The sequence below is a fragment of the Kitasatospora misakiensis genome (assembly GCF_042656005.1).
GTDB lineage: Bacteria > Actinomycetota > Actinomycetes > Streptomycetales > Streptomycetaceae > Kitasatospora > Kitasatospora misakiensis.
This window is the reverse complement of record NZ_JBHSOF010000002.1, coordinates 379,577-396,037: the sequence shown is the minus strand read 5'-3', so window position 1 is coordinate 396,037 and position 16,461 is coordinate 379,577. Positions and strand designations below refer to the sequence as shown.

At 74.4% G+C, this 16,461-nt stretch carries 17 protein-coding genes and 1 riboswitch; of the genes, 9 read left to right on the top strand and 8 right to left on the bottom strand.

The features are described 5' to 3' along the window. Positions 1-23: 23 nt before the first annotated feature. Positions 24-503 (bottom strand): bacterioferritin, encoded by a 480-nt coding sequence (gene bfr, locus ACFP3U_RS03670; protein WP_045938212.1) that lies wholly within the window; start codon positions 501-503, stop codon positions 24-26. 240 nt (positions 504-743) lie between these two features. Here bfr and ACFP3U_RS03665 point away from each other — a divergent pair, with 240 nt between their 5' ends. Further along, a complete protein-coding gene (locus ACFP3U_RS03665; protein WP_380223660.1) occupies positions 744-1,373 on the top strand; it encodes a sulfite oxidase-like oxidoreductase in 630 nt (209 codons plus the stop codon). 14 nt (positions 1,374-1,387) lie between these two features. Here ACFP3U_RS03665 and pknB read toward each other — a convergent pair whose 3' ends face one another. From pknB to thiO, 4 genes are all read right to left on the bottom strand, one after another. Beyond that, a complete protein-coding gene (gene pknB, locus ACFP3U_RS03660) occupies positions 1,388-3,172 on the bottom strand; it encodes a Stk1 family PASTA domain-containing Ser/Thr kinase (RefSeq protein ID WP_380223725.1) in 1,785 nt (594 codons plus the stop codon). Positions 3,173-3,278: 106 nt separating this feature from the next. Continuing rightward, complete coding sequence (locus tag ACFP3U_RS03655) at positions 3,279-4,076, bottom strand: thiazole synthase (RefSeq protein WP_380223659.1); 798 nt, start codon at positions 4,074-4,076, stop codon at positions 3,279-3,281. Between the two features lie 3 nt (positions 4,077-4,079). After that, positions 4,080-4,301 (bottom strand): sulfur carrier protein ThiS, encoded by a 222-nt coding sequence (gene thiS / locus ACFP3U_RS03650; RefSeq protein WP_199926131.1) that lies wholly within the window; start codon positions 4,299-4,301, stop codon positions 4,080-4,082. Continuing rightward, complete coding sequence (thiO, locus tag ACFP3U_RS03645; protein WP_380223658.1) at positions 4,298-5,452, bottom strand: glycine oxidase ThiO; 1,155 nt, start codon at positions 5,450-5,452, stop codon at positions 4,298-4,300. The genes thiS and thiO overlap by 4 nt, the downstream gene beginning before the upstream one ends. Positions 5,453-5,455: 3 nt before the next feature. Next, a riboswitch (TPP riboswitch) is annotated at positions 5,456-5,568 on the bottom strand. 110 nt (positions 5,569-5,678) lie between these two features. On the opposite strand from thiO, the gene ACFP3U_RS03640 reads away from it, so the two are divergent. Genes ACFP3U_RS03640 through thiE form a run of 3 tightly spaced genes read left to right on the top strand, consistent with a single transcriptional unit; the run spans position 5,679 to position 7,967 of the window. Beyond that, the gene (locus tag ACFP3U_RS03640) at positions 5,679-6,905 is read left to right on the top strand and encodes an NAD(P)/FAD-dependent oxidoreductase (protein ID WP_380223657.1); all 1,227 of its coding nucleotides are present in this window, start codon (positions 5,679-5,681) and stop codon (positions 6,903-6,905) included. A 55-nt stretch (positions 6,906-6,960) separates the two neighbouring features. Beyond that, entirely contained in the window at positions 6,961-7,326 is a 366-nt protein-coding gene (locus tag ACFP3U_RS03635) for an Rv2175c family DNA-binding protein (protein ID WP_380223656.1), read from the top strand. Beyond that, a complete protein-coding gene (thiE, locus tag ACFP3U_RS03630) occupies positions 7,323-7,967 on the top strand; it encodes a thiamine phosphate synthase (RefSeq protein ID WP_380223655.1) in 645 nt (214 codons plus the stop codon). Before ACFP3U_RS03635 ends, thiE begins: the two co-directional genes overlap by 4 nt. A 78-nt stretch (positions 7,968-8,045) precedes the next feature. On the opposite strand, the gene ACFP3U_RS03625 is transcribed toward thiE, so the two are convergent. Then, positions 8,046-9,149 carry a polyprenyl synthetase family protein gene (locus ACFP3U_RS03625; RefSeq protein ID WP_380223654.1) on the bottom strand — a complete coding sequence of 368 codons (1,104 nt, stop codon included), beginning with the start codon at positions 9,147-9,149 and terminating at the stop codon, positions 8,046-8,048. Between the two features lie 219 nt (positions 9,150-9,368). Between ACFP3U_RS03625 and metF the strand changes: the two genes are divergently transcribed. Then, on the top strand, positions 9,369-10,283 hold the full coding sequence (metF, locus tag ACFP3U_RS03620; RefSeq protein ID WP_380223653.1) for a methylenetetrahydrofolate reductase [NAD(P)H]: 915 nt from the start codon (positions 9,369-9,371) through the stop codon (positions 10,281-10,283). A gap of 143 nt (positions 10,284-10,426) precedes the next feature. Then, positions 10,427-11,425, top strand: coding sequence for a hypothetical protein (locus tag ACFP3U_RS03615; RefSeq protein WP_380223652.1), 999 nt, complete (start codon positions 10,427-10,429; stop codon positions 11,423-11,425). Positions 11,426-11,446: 21 nt separating this feature from the next. Here the strand turns inward: ACFP3U_RS03615 and ACFP3U_RS03610 are convergent, their stop codons facing one another. Together ACFP3U_RS03610 and ACFP3U_RS03605 are read right to left on the bottom strand one after the other, a co-directional pair. Next, positions 11,447-12,958: a phytoene desaturase family protein gene (locus ACFP3U_RS03610; RefSeq protein WP_380223651.1), complete on the bottom strand. Its 1,512-nt coding sequence runs from the start codon at positions 12,956-12,958 to the stop codon at positions 11,447-11,449. Between the two features lie 10 nt (positions 12,959-12,968). Next, entirely contained in the window at positions 12,969-13,604 is a 636-nt protein-coding gene (locus ACFP3U_RS03605) for a DUF4126 domain-containing protein (RefSeq protein ID WP_380223650.1), read from the bottom strand. Positions 13,605-14,156: 552 nt separating this feature from the next. Between ACFP3U_RS03605 and ACFP3U_RS03600 the strand changes: the two genes are divergently transcribed. The 3 genes from ACFP3U_RS03600 to ACFP3U_RS03590 all read left to right on the top strand — a co-directional run bounded on the left by ACFP3U_RS03600 (position 14,157) and on the right by ACFP3U_RS03590 (position 16,444). Beyond that, positions 14,157-14,741, top strand: coding sequence for an SAV_6107 family HEPN domain-containing protein (locus tag ACFP3U_RS03600; protein ID WP_380223649.1), 585 nt, complete (start codon positions 14,157-14,159; stop codon positions 14,739-14,741). A 126-nt stretch (positions 14,742-14,867) separates the two neighbouring features. Then, positions 14,868-15,620, top strand: coding sequence for a methyltransferase domain-containing protein (locus tag ACFP3U_RS03595; RefSeq protein ID WP_380223648.1), 753 nt, complete (start codon positions 14,868-14,870; stop codon positions 15,618-15,620). 431 nt (positions 15,621-16,051) lie between these two features. Then, complete coding sequence (locus ACFP3U_RS03590) at positions 16,052-16,444, top strand: DUF3040 domain-containing protein (protein WP_380223647.1); 393 nt, start codon at positions 16,052-16,054, stop codon at positions 16,442-16,444. Positions 16,445-16,461: the final 17 nt, after the last annotated feature.

Genomic DNA, 16,461 nt, shown 5'->3' with positions numbered 1-16,461 from the left:
CCGCCTGAGCGCCGCGGCCCCGGTCAGGACTCCGGCTGCTCGATCAGCTGGGCGAGGTAGAGCGCCTCCCCGAGCTTCTCCAGCAGTTCGAGCTGGGTGTCGAGGTAGTCGATGTGGTGCTCCTCGTCCGCCAGGATCGACTCGAAGATGTTCGCCGAGGTGACGTCGTTCTTGGCGCGCATCACCACGATCCCGCGCTTGAGCCGGTCGATGGCCTCGACCTCGACCTGCCGGTCCGCCTCGAACATCTCCTTGACCGTCTGGCCGATCCGGACGTGGAAGAGCCGCTGGTAGTTGGGCAGCCCGTCGAGGAAGAGGATCCGGTCGGTGAGCACCTCGGCGTGCTTCATCTCGTCGAAGGACTCGTGCCGGGTGTACTTGGCGAGCTTCGTCCAGCCGAAGTTCTCCTGCATCTTGGCGTGCAGGAAGTACTGATTGATCGCGGTCAGCTCGGCGGTGAGCTGCTCGTTGAGGAACTCGATGACCTCGGTGTCGCCCTTCATGGCGCTGCCTTCCTGGTGTGCGTGCGGGGACCACGGCCGTACCCTTCGGCTGCACGCATCCTGGCACCGTGATGGGAAGAAATTCCAGTAAGTTCACACTCACTAGGACATGTATCGGAATATCCGATTTGCTCCGACCTTGGCCCGTACGCGTGGCGCGGGTGACCCGTCCGAGCGGGGCGCGCGAGGTGGGAAAGGGGCGCGCGCGGACCGCCGCCCGCCGTCTGTCACCATGGATCCATGGGTCAGTCCGAACAAGAACAGTCATCGCCGTCTGACCCCGGGCTCCCGCCGGGCCAACGCGTCCAACGCGGCTGGCCCGCCCTGCACTACGGGCCGGTCCCCCGCTTCAAGCCCCTGACCTGGGACCTCCAGGTGTTCGGCGCGACCGCCTCGGCGGAGAAGCACAGCTGGGACTTCGAGGGCTTCAACGCCCTGCCCCGCACCACCGTCCGGGCCGACCTGCACTGCGTCACCCGCTTCTCCGTGCTCGACAGCGACTGGACCGGCGTGGCCGCCTCCGTCCTGCTCGACCTGGTGCCGCCGGACCGGGACGTCACCCACGTGATGGTCTGGGCCGAGTACGGCTACAGCGCCAATCTGCGGCTCGCCGACTTCGCCGCCCCCGACACCCTGCTCGCCACCCACCGCAACGGCGAGACGATCACCGCCGAGCACGGCTTCCCGGTCCGGCTGGTCGTCCCGCGGCTGTACGCCTGGAAGGGGCCCAAGTGGGTCCGGGCGGTCGAGTACATGCGGGCCGACCGGCGCGGCTTCTGGGAGGAGCGCGGCTACCACAACCGGGCCGACCCGTGGCGCGAGCAGCGCTACTCCTACCAGGAGGAGCCGGGCGACGGCCCGCTCCGCTAGCCCGGACGGCGAGCCTAGAAGAACGGGAAGGTGACCGTCACCACGGTGCGCTGCGGCCTGCGCTCGCCGCCCGCCGGGGACTGACCGTTCACCTTGCCGGTGCCGAACAGGTTGACCCCGCTGCTCTGCATGGCGAAACCGGCCGCCTGGAGCGCCTTCTCCGCGGCCTCCTTGGACATCCCGGTCACGTCCGGGACCGCCACCATGCCCTTGCTGACCACCAGCGCCACCGGCGTGTTCTCCGCCACCTGCTGCCCGGCGGCCGGGGAGCTGCTGATCACCGAGCCCTCCGGGACGGTGTCGCTGTTGGTCTCGGTCACCGTGCCGGCCGCCAGCTGCGCCCCGGCCAGCGCCGAGGCGGCCTGCGCGGACGGCTTGCCGACCAGGTCCGGCACGGCGATCCGCTTCGGCCCGCGCGAGACGGTGAGGGTGACCTCGTCGCTCTTCCTGGTCCGGGTGCCGACCCCGGGAGCGGCCGCGAGCACCTGGCCGGCCGGGACGGACTCGCTGTACACCTCGGTGATCCGCCCGTGCATGCCGGCGGCGTCGAGGATCCGCTCCGCCTCGGCCCGGTCCTTGCCGAGCACGCCCGGCACCGTGCCGTACACCGCGCCGGAGATCGCGTACGTCGCCCCGCCGACCAGCAGCACCAGGGCGGTGAGCACGGCCGTCCAGAGCAGCGGCTTGCGCGGCAGCCGGCGGGCGGCGCCGGTGCGCGGGCGGCGGGTGCGGGGCGCCCGCGCCGGTGGCGGCTCGTCGTAGGGGCGGGGCTCGGTGAGCAGCTGCTCCATGACGTCCGGCGGCACGTCCAGCACGCTGGTGCGCTCGACCGGGGGCGCGGGGTCGATCACCGGGGTGAGCACCGAGGTGGCCTCACCGGTCGGGTAGCGCGGGCTGGGCCGGGTGGAGGCGGGCGGTTCGGCGTCCAGCTGGGCCGGGGTGAGCCCGCGGCGGACCCGCTGGAGCGCGGCGAGCAGCTCCACCGCGTCGTACGGGCGGCCGGCGCGGTCGCGGGCGCAGGCGCCGGCCACTATCGCGTCCAGTTCGGGCACCACGCCGGGCACGGTCGCGGACGGCGGCGGGACGTCCTCGTGCAGATGGCGGTACATCACCTGGACGGGGTTCTCGCCGGTGTGCGGGCGGGCGCCGGTGAGCATCTCGTACAGCAGGATGCCGGCCGCGTAGACGTCGACCCGCTGGTCGGTCTCGGCGCCGGGGCGGATCTGCTCGGGCGCGAGGTAGGAGACGGTGCCGAGCACGGTGTCGGTGGTCGAGGTGCCGGAGGTGGCCGCGCCGTCGGCCGCGTTCAGCACCCGGACCAGGCCGAAGTCGGCGACCTTGACCAGGCCGTCGTCGGTGATCAGCACGTTCTCGGGCTTGACGTCGCGGTGCACCAGCCCGGCCCGGTGGGCGGCGCCGAGCGCGGCGAGCACCGGCTCCAGGATGTCCAGCGCGGCCCGGATGGAGAGCGCGCCGCGGTCGCTCAGCAGCTCGCGCAGGGTGCGGCCGGGCACGTACTCCATGGCGAGGAAGACATGGCCGCCGTCGGCGCCCTGGTCGAAGACGTTCACCACGTTCGGGTGGGCGAGCCGGGCGACGGCCTTGGCCTCGCGGATGAAGCGGGTGGTGAACGCGGCGTCCCCGGCCAGCGAGGGGTGCATCACCTTGAGCGCCACGACCCGGTCGAGGCGGGTGTCGGTGCCCCGGTACACGGTGGACATCCCACCGGCGGCGATCCGCCGCTCGACCCGGTACCGGCCGTCGAGCAGGGTACCGATCAGGGGGTCGCGCAGTGCCATGTCCACCCGGCGAGTCTAGGGCGTGGCCGTTCGAGGGCCCCGGGAGACACCGCTCCCGGGGCCGCTCTGTGCCCGGTTCGTGACACCGGATCGACGAAGGACCGCGCTAGAACGCGGGCTGCTCGCGGGTGTCCAGGGCCGCCCGGCCGGCCATCGCGGAGGAGGCCTCGGCGTGGAAGCGGCGCGGGATCCGGCCGGCCCGGTACGCCAGCCGGCCGGCCTCGGCGGCGTGCCGCATCGCGTCGGCCATCAGCACCGGCTCCTGGGCCCGGGTGACCGCGGAGGCCAGCATCACCGCGGCGCAGCCCAGCTCCATCGCCAGCGCGACGTCCGAGGCGGTGCCGGCGCCGGCGTCCAGGATCACCGGGACGCCGGCGCCCTCCACGATCAGCTGGAAGTTGTGCGGGTTGCGGATGCCCAGGCCGGAGCCGATCGGCGAACCGAGCGGCATGATCGCCGCGCAGCCGACGTCCTCCAGCTTGCGGGCCAGCACCGGGTCGTCGTTGGTGTACGGCAGCACCGTGAAGCCGTCGTCGACCAGGGTCTCGGCGGCGTCCAGCAGCTCGATCGGGTCCGGCAGGAGGGTCCGCTCGTCGGCGATCACCTCCAGCTTCACCCAGTCGGTGCCGAGCGCCTCACGGGCCAGCCGGGCGGTCAGCACGGCCTCGCCGGCGGTGAAGCAGCCGGCCGTGTTGGGCAGGACGCGGATGCCGTTGCGGGTCAGGACGTCGAGCACCGACCCCTGGGTGGCGGCGTTGACCCGGCGCATCGCCACCGTGGTCAGCTCGGTGCCGGAGACCTGGAGGGCCTGCTCCAGGACCTCCAGGCTGGGGGCGCCGCCGGTGCCCATGATCAGCCGGGAGGAGAAGCTCGTCCCGGCGATGGTGAGAAGGTCGTCGGCCATCGGTCAGCCTCCCTGGACGGCGGTGAGGATCTCGATCCGGTCGCCCGCGGACAGCGGGGTGAGCGACCACGCGGTGCGCGGCACCACGGTTTCGTTGAGCGCGGCGGCGACGCCGGAGTGGGCCTGGCTGAGGGTGGCGACCACCTCGGCCAGGGTGGTCGAGGCGGGGACCTCGCGGGGCTCGCCGTTGACGCTCAGGGGGATGTCGCTGGTGCGGGGGCTCATGCCGGGACCTTCGTGAATCGGTGGGGGGAGAACGGTCGGGCGAGCTCCGGCAGGTCGCCGGTGGCCAGGTACGCGGCGAGCAGGTCGCCGGTGACGGGCGTCAGCAGCACACCGTTGCGGTAGTGGCCGGTCGCGGCGACCAGGCCGGGCAGTGCGGTCGGGCCGAGCAGCGGCGCGTTGTCCGGCGAGCCGGGCCGCAGCCCGGCGCCGGTCTCCACCAACGGCAGCTCGGTGATGCCGGGGACCAGCTCGTGCGCGTCGCGCAGCAGTTCGTAGACGCCGCCGGCGGTGACCGTGGTGTCGTGGCCCTGCTCCTCGCTGGTGGCGCCGATCACCAGCTCGCCGTTCTCGCGCGGCACCAGGTAGAGGTGGCCGCCGCGGACGACGGCGCGGACGTTGCGGGACAGGAACGGCCGGTAGGCCTCGGGCACGCGCAGCCGCAGGATCTGGCCCTTCACCGGGCGGATCGCGGGCAGCACGCCCGGGGGCAGGCCGGCCAGCAGGTGGCTGCGCGAGCCGGCCGCGAGCACCACCCGCTCGGCGGTGACCGCCTCGCCGTCGGCCAGCCGGACGCCGGTGGCCCGGTCGTCCTCGACCAGCAGTGCGGCGGCCTCGGCGCGGTGCAGCACCACGCCGGCCCGTTCGCAGGCGCGGACCAGGGCGGCGGCCAGCCGGCGGCCGTCCACCTGGTGGTCGCCGGTGACGTGCAGCCCGCCGCGCACGCCGGGGGCGAGCATCGGCTCCAGCCGGCGGGCCTCGCGGCCGGTGAGCCACTGCGAGTCCAGGCCGAGCCGCCGGTGGAAGGCGTGCAGTTCGCGCAGTTCCTCGCGGTCGTCCGCGTCGAGGGCGACGGCGATCGTGCCGCACTGCCGGTAGCCGGTGTCCAGGCCGCCGCTCGCCTCGGTGAGCTCGGCGGCGAAGGCCGCCCAGCGCTCGTTGGAGGCCATACCGAGCCGGAGCAGCGGCTCCTCGCCGTACTGGAGTTCGGTGACCGGGGCGAGCATGCCCGCCGCGACCTGGGCGGCGCCGCCGCCGGGGGACGGGTCGAGCACGGTGACGCCCAGTCCCCGCCGGGCCGCCTGCCAGGCGACGACGAGTCCGATGATCCCGCCGCCGACCACCAGCACCTCGGCGCGGTCTCCCGATGCCAAGCGTGTCAAAGTCGCTGCTCTCCCTTCGCCGGTATGACCCGGATCAGGTTCGGACGGTCGCAGGCCGTGGCAGCCCGCCTCTCAGCCCGGTTCGCCGGGCTCCCGTGATGGTGCCCCCACCTTAACTCCGGGGGGTCCGGCGGATGAAGGTGCCCGTGAGGGGGCTCTGGCTGAGCACCGGGCCTAGGTCCGAAGGCCTGCGACCGGGCTCAGTACAGTGACGGGCGTGGCTGAGTTGAGCGGGACGGGACAGACGGATCGGGTGGTCGTGGTCGGCGCCGGGCTGGCCGGGGCGCAGTGCGCCGCGGTGCTGCGGCGCGACGGCTGGCGGGGGCGGATCACGCTGGTCGGCGAGGAGCCGCACGCGCCGTACGACCGGCCGCCGCTCTCCAAGGACGTCCTGCTCGGCAAGGCCGACAGCACCGCCCTCGACCTCGACTTCGGGCAGCTCGACGTCGACCTGCTCACCGGCCGCCGCGCCACCGGCCTCACCCCCGGCGGCCCCGGCACGCCCGGCGCGCTGCACACCGACTCCGGGGACGTCCCGTACGACGCGCTGGTGATCGCCACCGGCGCCGAACCGCGCGCCCTGCCCGGCGCCGAGCGCGCCCATCTGCTGCACACCCTGGACGACGCGCTGGCGCTGCGCGCCCTGCTCCGGCCCGGCCTGCGCCTGGTGCTGGTCGGCGCCGGCTGGATCGGCGCCGAGGTGGCCACCGCCGCCCGGGCGGCCGGCTGCGAGGTGACCGTGGTCGAGGCCGGCCCGGCGCCCGTCCCCGGCGCGCTGCCCGCCGAGGTCGGCCGGGCGATGGCCGCCTGGTACGCCGGGGCCGGGGTCGACCTGCGCTGCGGCACCGGGGTCGCCGCCGTCGAACCGGGCGCGGTGCTGCTCGCCGACGGCTCCCACCTGCCCGCCGACGAGGTGGTGGTCGGCATCGGCGCCCGTCCGGCCACCGGCTGGCTGGCCGGCACCGGGGTCGCCCTGGACGCGGCCGGCGCCGTCCTGGTGGACGAGCGGCTGCGCACCACCGTGCCGGGCGTCCTCGCGGCCGGCGACTGCGTCAGCTACCCCTCGGCGCGCTCCGGCGGCCGGCTGACCGTCCAGCACTGGGACCACGCGCTGCAGTCCGGCGAGGCGGTCGCCGGCACCCTGCTCGGCGCGGACGGGCCGGCGTACGACCCGGTGCAGTACTTCTGGTCCGAGCAGTTCGGGCGGATGGTGCAGTACGCCGGCCGGCACAGCGAGGGCGACGAGCTGCTGTGGCGCGGCTCACCCGGGGACGCGGACTGGACGGTGCTCTGGCTGCGCGACGGCGCCCTGCGGGCGCTGCTCGCGGTGGACCGCCCGCGCGACCTGACCCAGGGCCGGCGGCTGGTCGAGCGCGGTGCCGTGCTGGACCGGGTGCGCGCGGCGGACCCGGCCGTTCCGCTGAAGTCGGCGCTGGCCGGATAGGTCCCCACGAGGCCGATTGGTGCGCGGCGGGCCGCCGAGGTGGCAGTCTGGTGGCGTGAGCGAGAACGAAGCCAAGATCGAATCCCTGGTCCACGCGTGGCTGTACCTGCCCGACATCTCCGAGAAGTGGGGTGTGCTGGTCACCGAGGTCCGCGACATGGTCAAGCGGGGTGAGCTGATCGCCGTCCGCCGCGGACCCAACAGGTCGCTGCAGGTCCCGGCGGCGTTCATCGACGAGACCGGCCCGGTGAAGCACCTGGTCGGCCTGCTGACGGTGCTGCGGGACAGCGGCTTCAGCAACGAGGAGATCCTCGACTGGATGTTCTCCGAGGACCCGTCGCTGCCCGGCAGCCCGATCCAGGCCCTGTGGGAGAACCGGGCCACCGAGGTGAAGCGCCGCGCCCAGGCGATGGCGCTGTGACCGACCGACGGGGCCGGCTCGGCGCCGCCCGGCTCTACCTGTGCACCGACGCCCGGCGCGAGCAGGGCGACCTCGCCGAGTTCCTGGACGCCGTCCTGGCCGGCGGCGTGGACATCGTCCAGCTCCGGGACAAGGGGCTGGAGGCCAAGCAGGAGCTGGCCGCCCTGGAGCTCTTCGCCGACGCCTGCCGCCGGCACGGCAAGCTGCTCGCGGTCAACGACCGGGCCGACGTCGCCCACGCGGCGGGCCCGGACGTGCTGCACCTCGGGCAGGACGACCTGCCGGTGCCGGCCGCCCGCGCGATCCTCGGCGAGGACGTGCTGATCGGGCGGTCCTGCCACGCCGAGTCCGAGGTGGACGCGGCGGCCGTCGAGCCGGGCGTGGACTACTTCTGCACCGGTCCGGTCTGGCCGACCCCGACCAAGCCGGGCCGTTTCGCCCCGGGCCTCGGCCTGGTGGAGTACGCGGCGAAGCTCTCCACCGCGCGGCCGTGGTTCGCCATCGGCGGCATCGACCTCGACAACCTGGACGAGGTGCTGGACGCCGGGGCCCGCCGGGTGGTGGTCGTCCGGGCCATCACCGCCGCGGCGGACCCGGGCGCGGCGGCCGCCGAGTTCGCCCGGCGGCTGCGCGCCGTCTGACCTGCCGGGGCCCCTCGGGGCCCTCAGCCTTTCCCGGGGCCGCCGTCGCCCGTTCGGCTCAGTACCTGTCAGTACCTGTCAGTACTTGCGGACGGTGGCGGCCTCGGCCAGCGCCAGCAGCGCCTCGCGGGCCCGCTCGTCGGCCAGCGGGGCTGCCTCCAGCGCGCCCAGCGCCTGGCGCAGCAGCTCCTCGATCCGCTGCTCCACCCGCTCCGGCGCCCCGCTGCGGGCTACCAGCTCGCGCAGCCCGGCGACCTCGGCGGGCGTCAGGTCGGGCGCGCCCAGCCGCTCGTCCAGCCGCCGGGCCTCGGCGGCCGACAGCCCCCGCATCGCGTGCGCGACCAGCAGCGTCCGCTTGCCCTCGCGCAGGTCGTCGCCGGCCGGCTTGCCGGTGACCGCCGGGTCGCCGAACACCCCGAGCAGGTCGTCCCGCAGCTGGAACGCCTCGCCCAGCGGCAGGCCGAAGGCGCCGTACACCTCCACCAGCCGCGGCGAGGCGCCCGCGAGCAGCGCGCCGACCTGGAGCGGACGCTCGATCGTGTACTTGGCCGATTTGTAGTGCAGGACGGTCTGCGCCCGCTCCAGCGCGCCCTGGTCGGTGGAGTCCCCGGCGACCGGCTCCAGCACGTCCAGGTACTGGCCGACCATCACCTCGGTACGCATCAGGTCGAACATCGGCTTGGCGGCCAGCACCGCCGCCGGGTCCAGGCCGGAGTTCAGGAACAGCTCGTCGCACCAGATCAGCAGCAGGTCACCGAGCAGCACCGCGGCCGAGGAGCCGTACTGCTCGCGGTCGCCGCGCCAGCCCCGCTCGCGGTGCAGCGCCTCGAAGCGGCGGTGCACGGAGGGCAGACCGCGCCGGGTGTCGCTGCGGTCCATGAGGTCGTCGTGGACGAGCGCGCTGGCCTGAAGCAGCTCCAGCGCCGCCGCCGCCCGGGTGATCCCCTCGCCCGCCGCCGGGCCCCCGGCACCGCGCCAGCCCCAGTAGCAGAAGGCCGGGCGCAGCCGCTTGCCGCCGTCCAGCAGGAAGTCGCGCAGGGCGTCGGTGACCGGGTCCAGCTGCGGGGAGACCTTGCTGAGCAGGGCCGACTGGCCGTCCATGAAGCCGACGAGGGCCGCGTTGACGCGCTCGCGCACGTCCTCCACGTCAATGGGGTTGGCCGGCTGGCTGGACCAGGTCACGATGGGGCTCCGGAGGTAGCTGGGGTGCAGCAAGGGTATCCGGGGTAGGGGCGAACAGCCGTACGGGCGAGTTCCGGCCGCGGGGGTGAGCGGCTGTTCGCGCGCGCGTCGCACCCGCCCGGGGCGCCGTCCACCGGGGGTCCACCCGCCGTCCATCCGGTGTCTCAAAACGTGGAACCGAGTTGTCCGCGCCCTTCCACCGACGGCTAACCTGCCACCATGGCACTCGGTATCGCTTCGACCAGACCGGACCGCGCACAGACCGTCCGCGACCTGCTGGCGGCCGGAAAGCGGTCCTTCTCCTTCGAGTTCATGCCACCGCGCACCGAAGTCGGCGAGCAGAAGCTCTGGGACGCCATCCGGCGGCTCGAACCGCTCGACCCCAACTTCGTCTGCATGACCTACGGCGCCGGCGGATCCTCCCGCGAGCGCACCGTGAACATGGTCGGCCGGATCGCCACCGAGACCACCCTCACCCCGGTCGCCCACCTGACCGCCGTCGACCACTCGGTCGCGGAACTGCGCAACATCATCGGCCAGTACGCCGACCAGGGCGTCCGGAACGTCCTCGCGGTGCGCGGCGACCCGCCCGGCGACCCGCTGGGCGAGTGGGTCAAGCACCCGCAGGGCGTCACCTACGCGTACGAGCTGGTCGAACTGATCAAGGGCATCGGCGACTTCTGCGTCGGCGTGGCGGCCTCGCCCAACATGCACCCGCGGTCGACCGACTGGGACGAGGACATCCGGCACTTCGTCGGGAAGATCCGGGCCGGTGCCGACTACGCCATCACCCAGATGTTCTTCGAGGTCGACGACTACCTGCGGCTCCGTGACCGGGTGACGGCTGCGGGCTGCGAGGCGCCGATCATCCCGGAGATCATGCCGGTCACCAACGCCAAGCAGCTGGACCGGTTCCCGCAGCTGAGCGGCTCGGCGTTCCCGCCGGACCTGGAGGCCGCGCTGCGCGCGGTGATCGACGACCCGGCGGCGCTGCGCGAGATCGGCATGGAGCACGCTACCGCGATGTCCGAGCGGCTGCTGGCGGAGGGCGCCCCCGGCCTGCACTTCATCACCCTGAACCACTCCACGGCGACCCTGGAGATCTACCAGAACCTCGGTCTGCACCAGCGCTGAGCTGCGCGCTTCCCGCCCGCCGGGCAGCCTTTCCCGGTACGCCCGACGGGTGGGAACGCGATGCGGTACCCGGGCCGTTGAACCGGTACAGTCGCGGCACACGCGCGGCGAGCGCGGGCACGCGACTGGAGGTAGCGGGCGGGATGGGCATCGGATACCTGCTGCTGTACGGCGCGTTGGCGGTGGTGGCGCTCTGGCTGGTCGCCGAGCTGCTGTTCCAGAACCGGGCCCCGGTGCACTGGCGCGTCCTGGCCCTGGTCGGCTTCCTCGCGGTGGCCGTCGGGATGGCGATCGGCTCCGTCCCGGTCATCGGCGGGGGCGCCGCGATGTTCGCGGTGGGCCAGACCTTCGTCACGCTCTCGGTGAAGCGCGGGTACGCGGCCGGGTGGTCGCTGCGTCAGCCGGACGGCGGCCTGCCCGGGCCGCTCGCCAAGGTGCCGCTGCTCGGTGCGCTCACCGGCGGGGGCGCGGTGGTGGCCGCCGCGGCGGTCGCGGTGGAGCGGGTCGGCGAGGTCGGCGCCGTCGAGGAGGCCGCGGAGCTGTCCGCCGACACGGCGCCGGAGGAGGAGACGCCGGCCGTCGAGCAGACCGCCGCGTTCGCCATGCAGGAGCTGGTCGCCGACGGCGTGTACGCGCCCGCCTACTACGAGCAGCAGCAGACCGAGGTGCTCCAGTCGGTCGGCACCGCCCAGGCCGTCCCCCAGCAGGACGCCTACGCGGAGGCCTACCAGGCCGGCTACGACCCGGCGCAGCAGCAGCTCGGCCAGTACGGCTACGAGCAGCAACAGCAGCAGTGGCAGGCCCAGCAGCAGCCGGCCTTCGGCTACGACCAGGGCTACGGCGGCTACCCGCAGCAGGACCCGTACGGTGGCGGCTACCAGCAGCAGGCCGACCCCTACGGCGGCTACCAGCAGCAGCCCCACGTCCAGCCCCAGCCGCACGAGCAGCAGCACACCGGCCAGCAGCACCACGAGCAGCAGCACCACGAGCAGTACGGCTACGACCAGCAGCAACAGCAGCAGTGGCAGGTCCAGCAGCAGCCCGACCCGCACCCCACCGGCATCCCCCAGCAGCCGCAGCAGCCGCAGTACGACCAGTACGGCTACCAGCAGCAGCCCACCTGGCAGCAGCACCAGGGCTGAGCCCGGCCGGACCGGGGCCGCTCAGGCCGGGCCGATGAGGTTGGCCACGATGCAGGCGGACATGCCGACCCGGGCCAGTCCGCCGCCGGGGTGGGCCGCGCCGCCGGTGAGGTAGAGCCCGGGGTGGTCCTCGTTCGGGGCCTGGAGCAGGCCGCCGTCGACACCCGCCAGGGCCGGGGGCGGGACGGAGCCGAAGAAGGCACCGGTCTCGCGCTCGGTGTCCTCGGGGGTGCGGACCACCCGCCAGAGCATCCGCTCGCGCAGGCCCAGACCGGCCGCGTCGACGTGGTCGAGCATCCGGTCGGCGAAGGACTCCGCGACCCCGGGCGCGCCCCAGCCGAGGTCCAGGGACGGCGTGGTCGCGGTCAGCACCACGGCCTCGTGCCCCGCCGGGTGCAGCGACGGGTCGTCCGGGCGCAGCACCTGTACGGTCGGCCGCCCGGACAGCGGCGCACCCGGGTCGAACACGCCTGCCAGCTCGGCGGCCGGGTCGGCGGCGTGCACCACCGTGCGGTGCGCCGTGCCCTCCGGGCGGGCGCCGCGCAGCGCGAGCAGCACGCTGACCCGGCCGGGGACGCCGTGCAGCCGGTCGGCCGAGGCGGGCCAGTCGTCCGAGCTCTCGGCCGGGCCCATCCACTGGGTGTGCAGCACCCGCGCGTCGATCGAGGAGACCACCAGGTCGGCGTCGATCCGGTCGCCCTTGGTCTGCACACCGCGGACCCGGCCGTCCTCGACGACCACCCGGGCGACCGGCGTCCCGAAGCGGAACTCCACCTTGCGCTGCTCGCAACGGCGGAAGAAGACGGCGGCCAGCGCGCGCAGGCCGCCGTCGACGTACCAGACGCCGAAGGACTGCTCCATGTACGGCAGCACGGTGGCCCCGGCCGGGGTGGTGCGCGGATCGAGGCCGAACCGCAGGGCGTGCTCGTGCAGCAGGGCGGTCAGCCCCGGGTGGCCGCCGAGCTGTTCCGCGGCGACGTCGGCCAGCGTCCACCGGCGCGGGGCACGCCGCCGGCCGAACAGGCCGCGCCGGACCGGGGCCGCGTCCGGCACCGGGTACGGATCGGTGTGCAGCGGCCTCGGGTCGGCCGGCAGCGGCTCCTCCAGCAGCGGGCGGCGGGTGGCCTCCCAGACCGTGCGGCCGTGGTTGAGCACGGCGGCCCACCGCTCCCCGGCGCCGGGGCCGAAGGCCTGGTCGAGGGCCTGGACCACGCCGCCCCGGGAGGCGTTGGGCAGGGAGACCGCCGTCCCGTCCGCGAACAGGTGCCGGCTCTCCGGGTCGACCGGGCGCAGCCCGACCAGCTGCTCCAGCGGCTCGCGCCCGGTCTTCAGCGCGAGGTCGCGGTAGACGGCGGGCAGGGTGAGCAGGCCGGGGCCGGTGTCGAAGGCGAAGCCGTCCCGCTCGTAGCGCCCGACCATGCCGCCGTAGGTGTCGCGCGCCTCGCAGACCGTCACCTTGTGCCCGAGGGTCGCCAGCCGGGAGGCCGCCGCGAGCCCGCTCATTCCTGCGCCGATGATGACGATCCGTGCCATGACCTCGATCTTAGGTCTGCCGCCGCAGCCCCTCCGCCACGGGCCGTCGGCCGGCCGCGGCGGTGCGGGCGGCCCGGCGTTCGCGGCGGCGGGCCCGGAAGGCGCGGATCCGGTTGATCGCGAACCACACCAGCAGGGCGCCGATCAGCAGCAGGACGGCGGAGATCGAGGCGGCCAGCCACGGGTGGAAGATCGCCAGGGTGACCAGGCCGGCCACCGAGAGGTCCTCGGCCAGCGAGACCGCGATGTTACTGGCCGGCTCGGGCGAGGTGTTCACCGCCATCCGCAGCGAGGCCTTCACCAGATGGCTGACCAGGGCCGTGGTGCCGCCCATCGCGCCCGCCGCGACCTCGCCCAGCGAGCCCGGGTCGGCGGCGGCGATCAGCGCGCCGACGGTGGCGCCCGCGATCGGGCGGATCACCGTGTGGGCGACGTCCCAGACGCTGTCCACGTACGGGATCTTGTCGGCGACCGCCTCCAGCAGGAAGAGCACGGCGGCGGCGATCAGCACGTCGGTGCGCTCCAGCGCCGGCGGCACCGAGTCCGCCCCGGCGAACCGGCCCAGCAGGCCGAGCAGCAGGACCACCGCGTAGGCGTTGATCCCGCTGGCCAGTCCGCTGGTGAAGATCAGCGGGACGATCGTCATCCGTTCACCGTCCGTTTTCTGCTCGCGGTCCGCGCCGGTGTTCGATCCGGCTCGCCGTACCGTACCGGGACGCCGTCGGCCGGGCCTGCGGTTCCCACCCCGACCGTCTGAGTACGGATACTCAGACGCGCGATTGAGTACCTGCACGGATGGCCTGCGACCTGCGAAGACGTCAAAGTTGTCGCATCGGGACGAAGCGCGTCGGGCGCCTCGGCCCGAGGGGCGGACGATCGGGCCGCCGCCGGTTCACGGGGGACCGGCGGAGTGGTGCCGAGGGGGGTGTCCGCCCCGGAGCCGGTCGGAGACCGCGCACCGCCGGCACGGGGCGGCGGAGCGGGTCAGGGGGGACCGGCATCTCCGGGGGACCGGGAAGTTCCGAAGCGCCGTCCCGTGGGGGGACGGCGCTTCGGCGACCGGTGGGGGAGGGCGTCCGGGCCCGATTGTCACGTCCGGGCCCGATTGTCACGTCCGGGCCCGATTGTCAGTGGTGCCGTTCACGATGGAGGGGCACGGACCACTCGGTCCGCGCGCTGCCTCGGAACGGGGGAGACCATGACCATCAGCCACCCTGAGCACGTCACCGCCCGCCTCCACTCCGCCGCCTACCGACCGGGGGCCGCACCGCGCCCCGCCGCCCACCGTCCGTCCGCCGGTACCGACGTCCACCCGGTGCTGAGCCGGCTCGCCGCCCCGCCCGCCGCCCTCGACCTGCTCGCCGAGGCGCACCGCACCCTCGACGGCGCCCGCGCCCGGGAGGACCCGCTGGAGCGGTACGCCGCCGCGCACCTCGCGGCGCTGCGCACCGTCGCCGCGGTGCTCGCCGTGCGCGGCCGTCCGGAGAAGAGCGAACGCCGCCGCCGGGCGATCCGCAGCGCCTGGGAGGTCCTGCCCGAGGTGGCACCCGAGCTCGCCGAGTGGGCGCCGTACTTCGCGGCGGGCGCGCGCCGCCGGGCGGCGGCCGAGGCGGGCATCAGGGGCGCGGCCTCGGCCCGGGACGCCGACGACCTGATCCGCAACTCGGCGCTGTTCCTCCGCCTGGTCGAGCGCCTGCTGGGCCTGCACGCGGCCCCGCCGGCCCCGCGCCTGCCGCTGGACGGCGCGGCCGGTCCGGAGGCCGACGCCCGGGAGGCCGGGTGATCGGCGCGGGGTGAGCACAAGTCACAGAGGAGGGGAGCGGGGGAGCCGCCGGACGGGTGCCGGGGCGGACAGGGCCTAAGGTTGGAGACAACCTGATCGACCCTGCACGTGCCAAGGAGCCTCGCCTTGTACCCGACGCGTCCCCGCAGCGCCCTGCGTACCGCCGTGGTGTGGGAGGTGGTGCGGGCCGCCCTGGAGAAGCGCGCGGCCGAGCTGGACCAGCCGGTGCTCGACGTGGTCGACACCGGTGGCGGCACCGGCAACTTCGCCGTGCCGGTGGCCCGGCTGGGCCACCGCGTCACCGTGGTCGACCCGAGCCCGGACGCGCTGTTCGCGCTGGAGCGGCGGGCCGCCGAGGCCGGCGTGACCGACCTGGTCCGCGCCGTCCAGGGCGACACCCAGACCCTCCCCGAGCTGGTCGCGCCCGGCACCGTCGACGCGGTGCTCTGCCACGGCGTGCTGGAGGTCGTGGACGACCCGGCCGAGGCGCTCGGCAGCCTGGCCGACACCCTGCGCCGGGGCGGCTTCGTGAGCCTGCTGGCCGCCAACCGCAACGGCGCGGTGCTCGCCCGGGCGCTCGGCGGCCACTTCGCCGAGGCCCGCGCGGTGCTGGGCGCCGCCGACGGCCGCTGGGGCGAGCACGACCCGATGCCGCGCCGCTTCACCGGCGAGGAGCTGGACCGCCTGGCGGTCGGGGCCGGTCTGCGGGTCGACTCGGTGCACGGGGTCCGGGTCTTCGCCGACCTCGTCCCGGGCGTCCTGGTGGACACCGAGCCGGGGGCGATGGAGGCGCTGCTCAAGCTGGAGGAGGCCGCCGCCGGGCAGCCGGCCTTCCACGCCGTGGCGACCCAGCTCCACCTGCTGGCCACCCTGGCCTGACCGGACGGACGCCCGACGGACCCCCGACGGACGCCCGCCGTTCGCCGACGGGCCTCGCACCGTTCGCCGACGGATCGACGCCGCGTCCCCCGTTCGTCCCCCCGTCTTCTCCTCGGGATCTCCCCAGGTCCGAGCCGATTCCAACGGATCGGGCACTTGTCCGCGCCCCGCCGCGTTGAGTCTGGTGCGGCGAGGAGCCGCCGAAGTGGCCGGGCCCACGCGTGGTCGACCACTCCGTCGAGGGCCCGTGGACCGTATGATCTGGGTAAAGCCGGAAAGCATGACCGCCGGACGCTCGGGGCATATGGACGACACGGGCCCGGGCCCCCGCACAGGCGTCCGACCGCGTGTTCTGATGGCTGATTTGGACTTGCCACCCCGACCGGGGCGGCGGACCGGTCGCACCCGCGACCGACGAGTAGGAGGACTCCGTGCCGCTCTCGGAGCACGAGCAGCGACTGCTCGACCAGATGGAGCGAGCGCTGTATGCCGAAGATCCCAAATTCGCTACCGCGCTTGAGGGAACCGGTCTGCGCACCTACACCCGGCGGCGGGTCTATCTCGCCGTCGGCGGCTTCGTGATCGGTATCGGCCTGCTGATGGGCGGCATGGTCGTACCCGACCAGATCTGGGTCAGTGTGGTCGGCTTCCTGGTGATGCTCGGGTGTGCCGTCTTCGCCGTGACGGGTTGGCGTCGCGGGCCCGCCGGCCAGGCGCAGCGCCCCGGCCCGGACGCCGCGCCGCGCCGCAAGGCCGGGATGATGGACCGGGTCGAGCAGCGCTGGCAGCGCCGGCGCGACGAGCAGACCGGTGGCGGATTCTGAGACCTGTGGTCCGTACC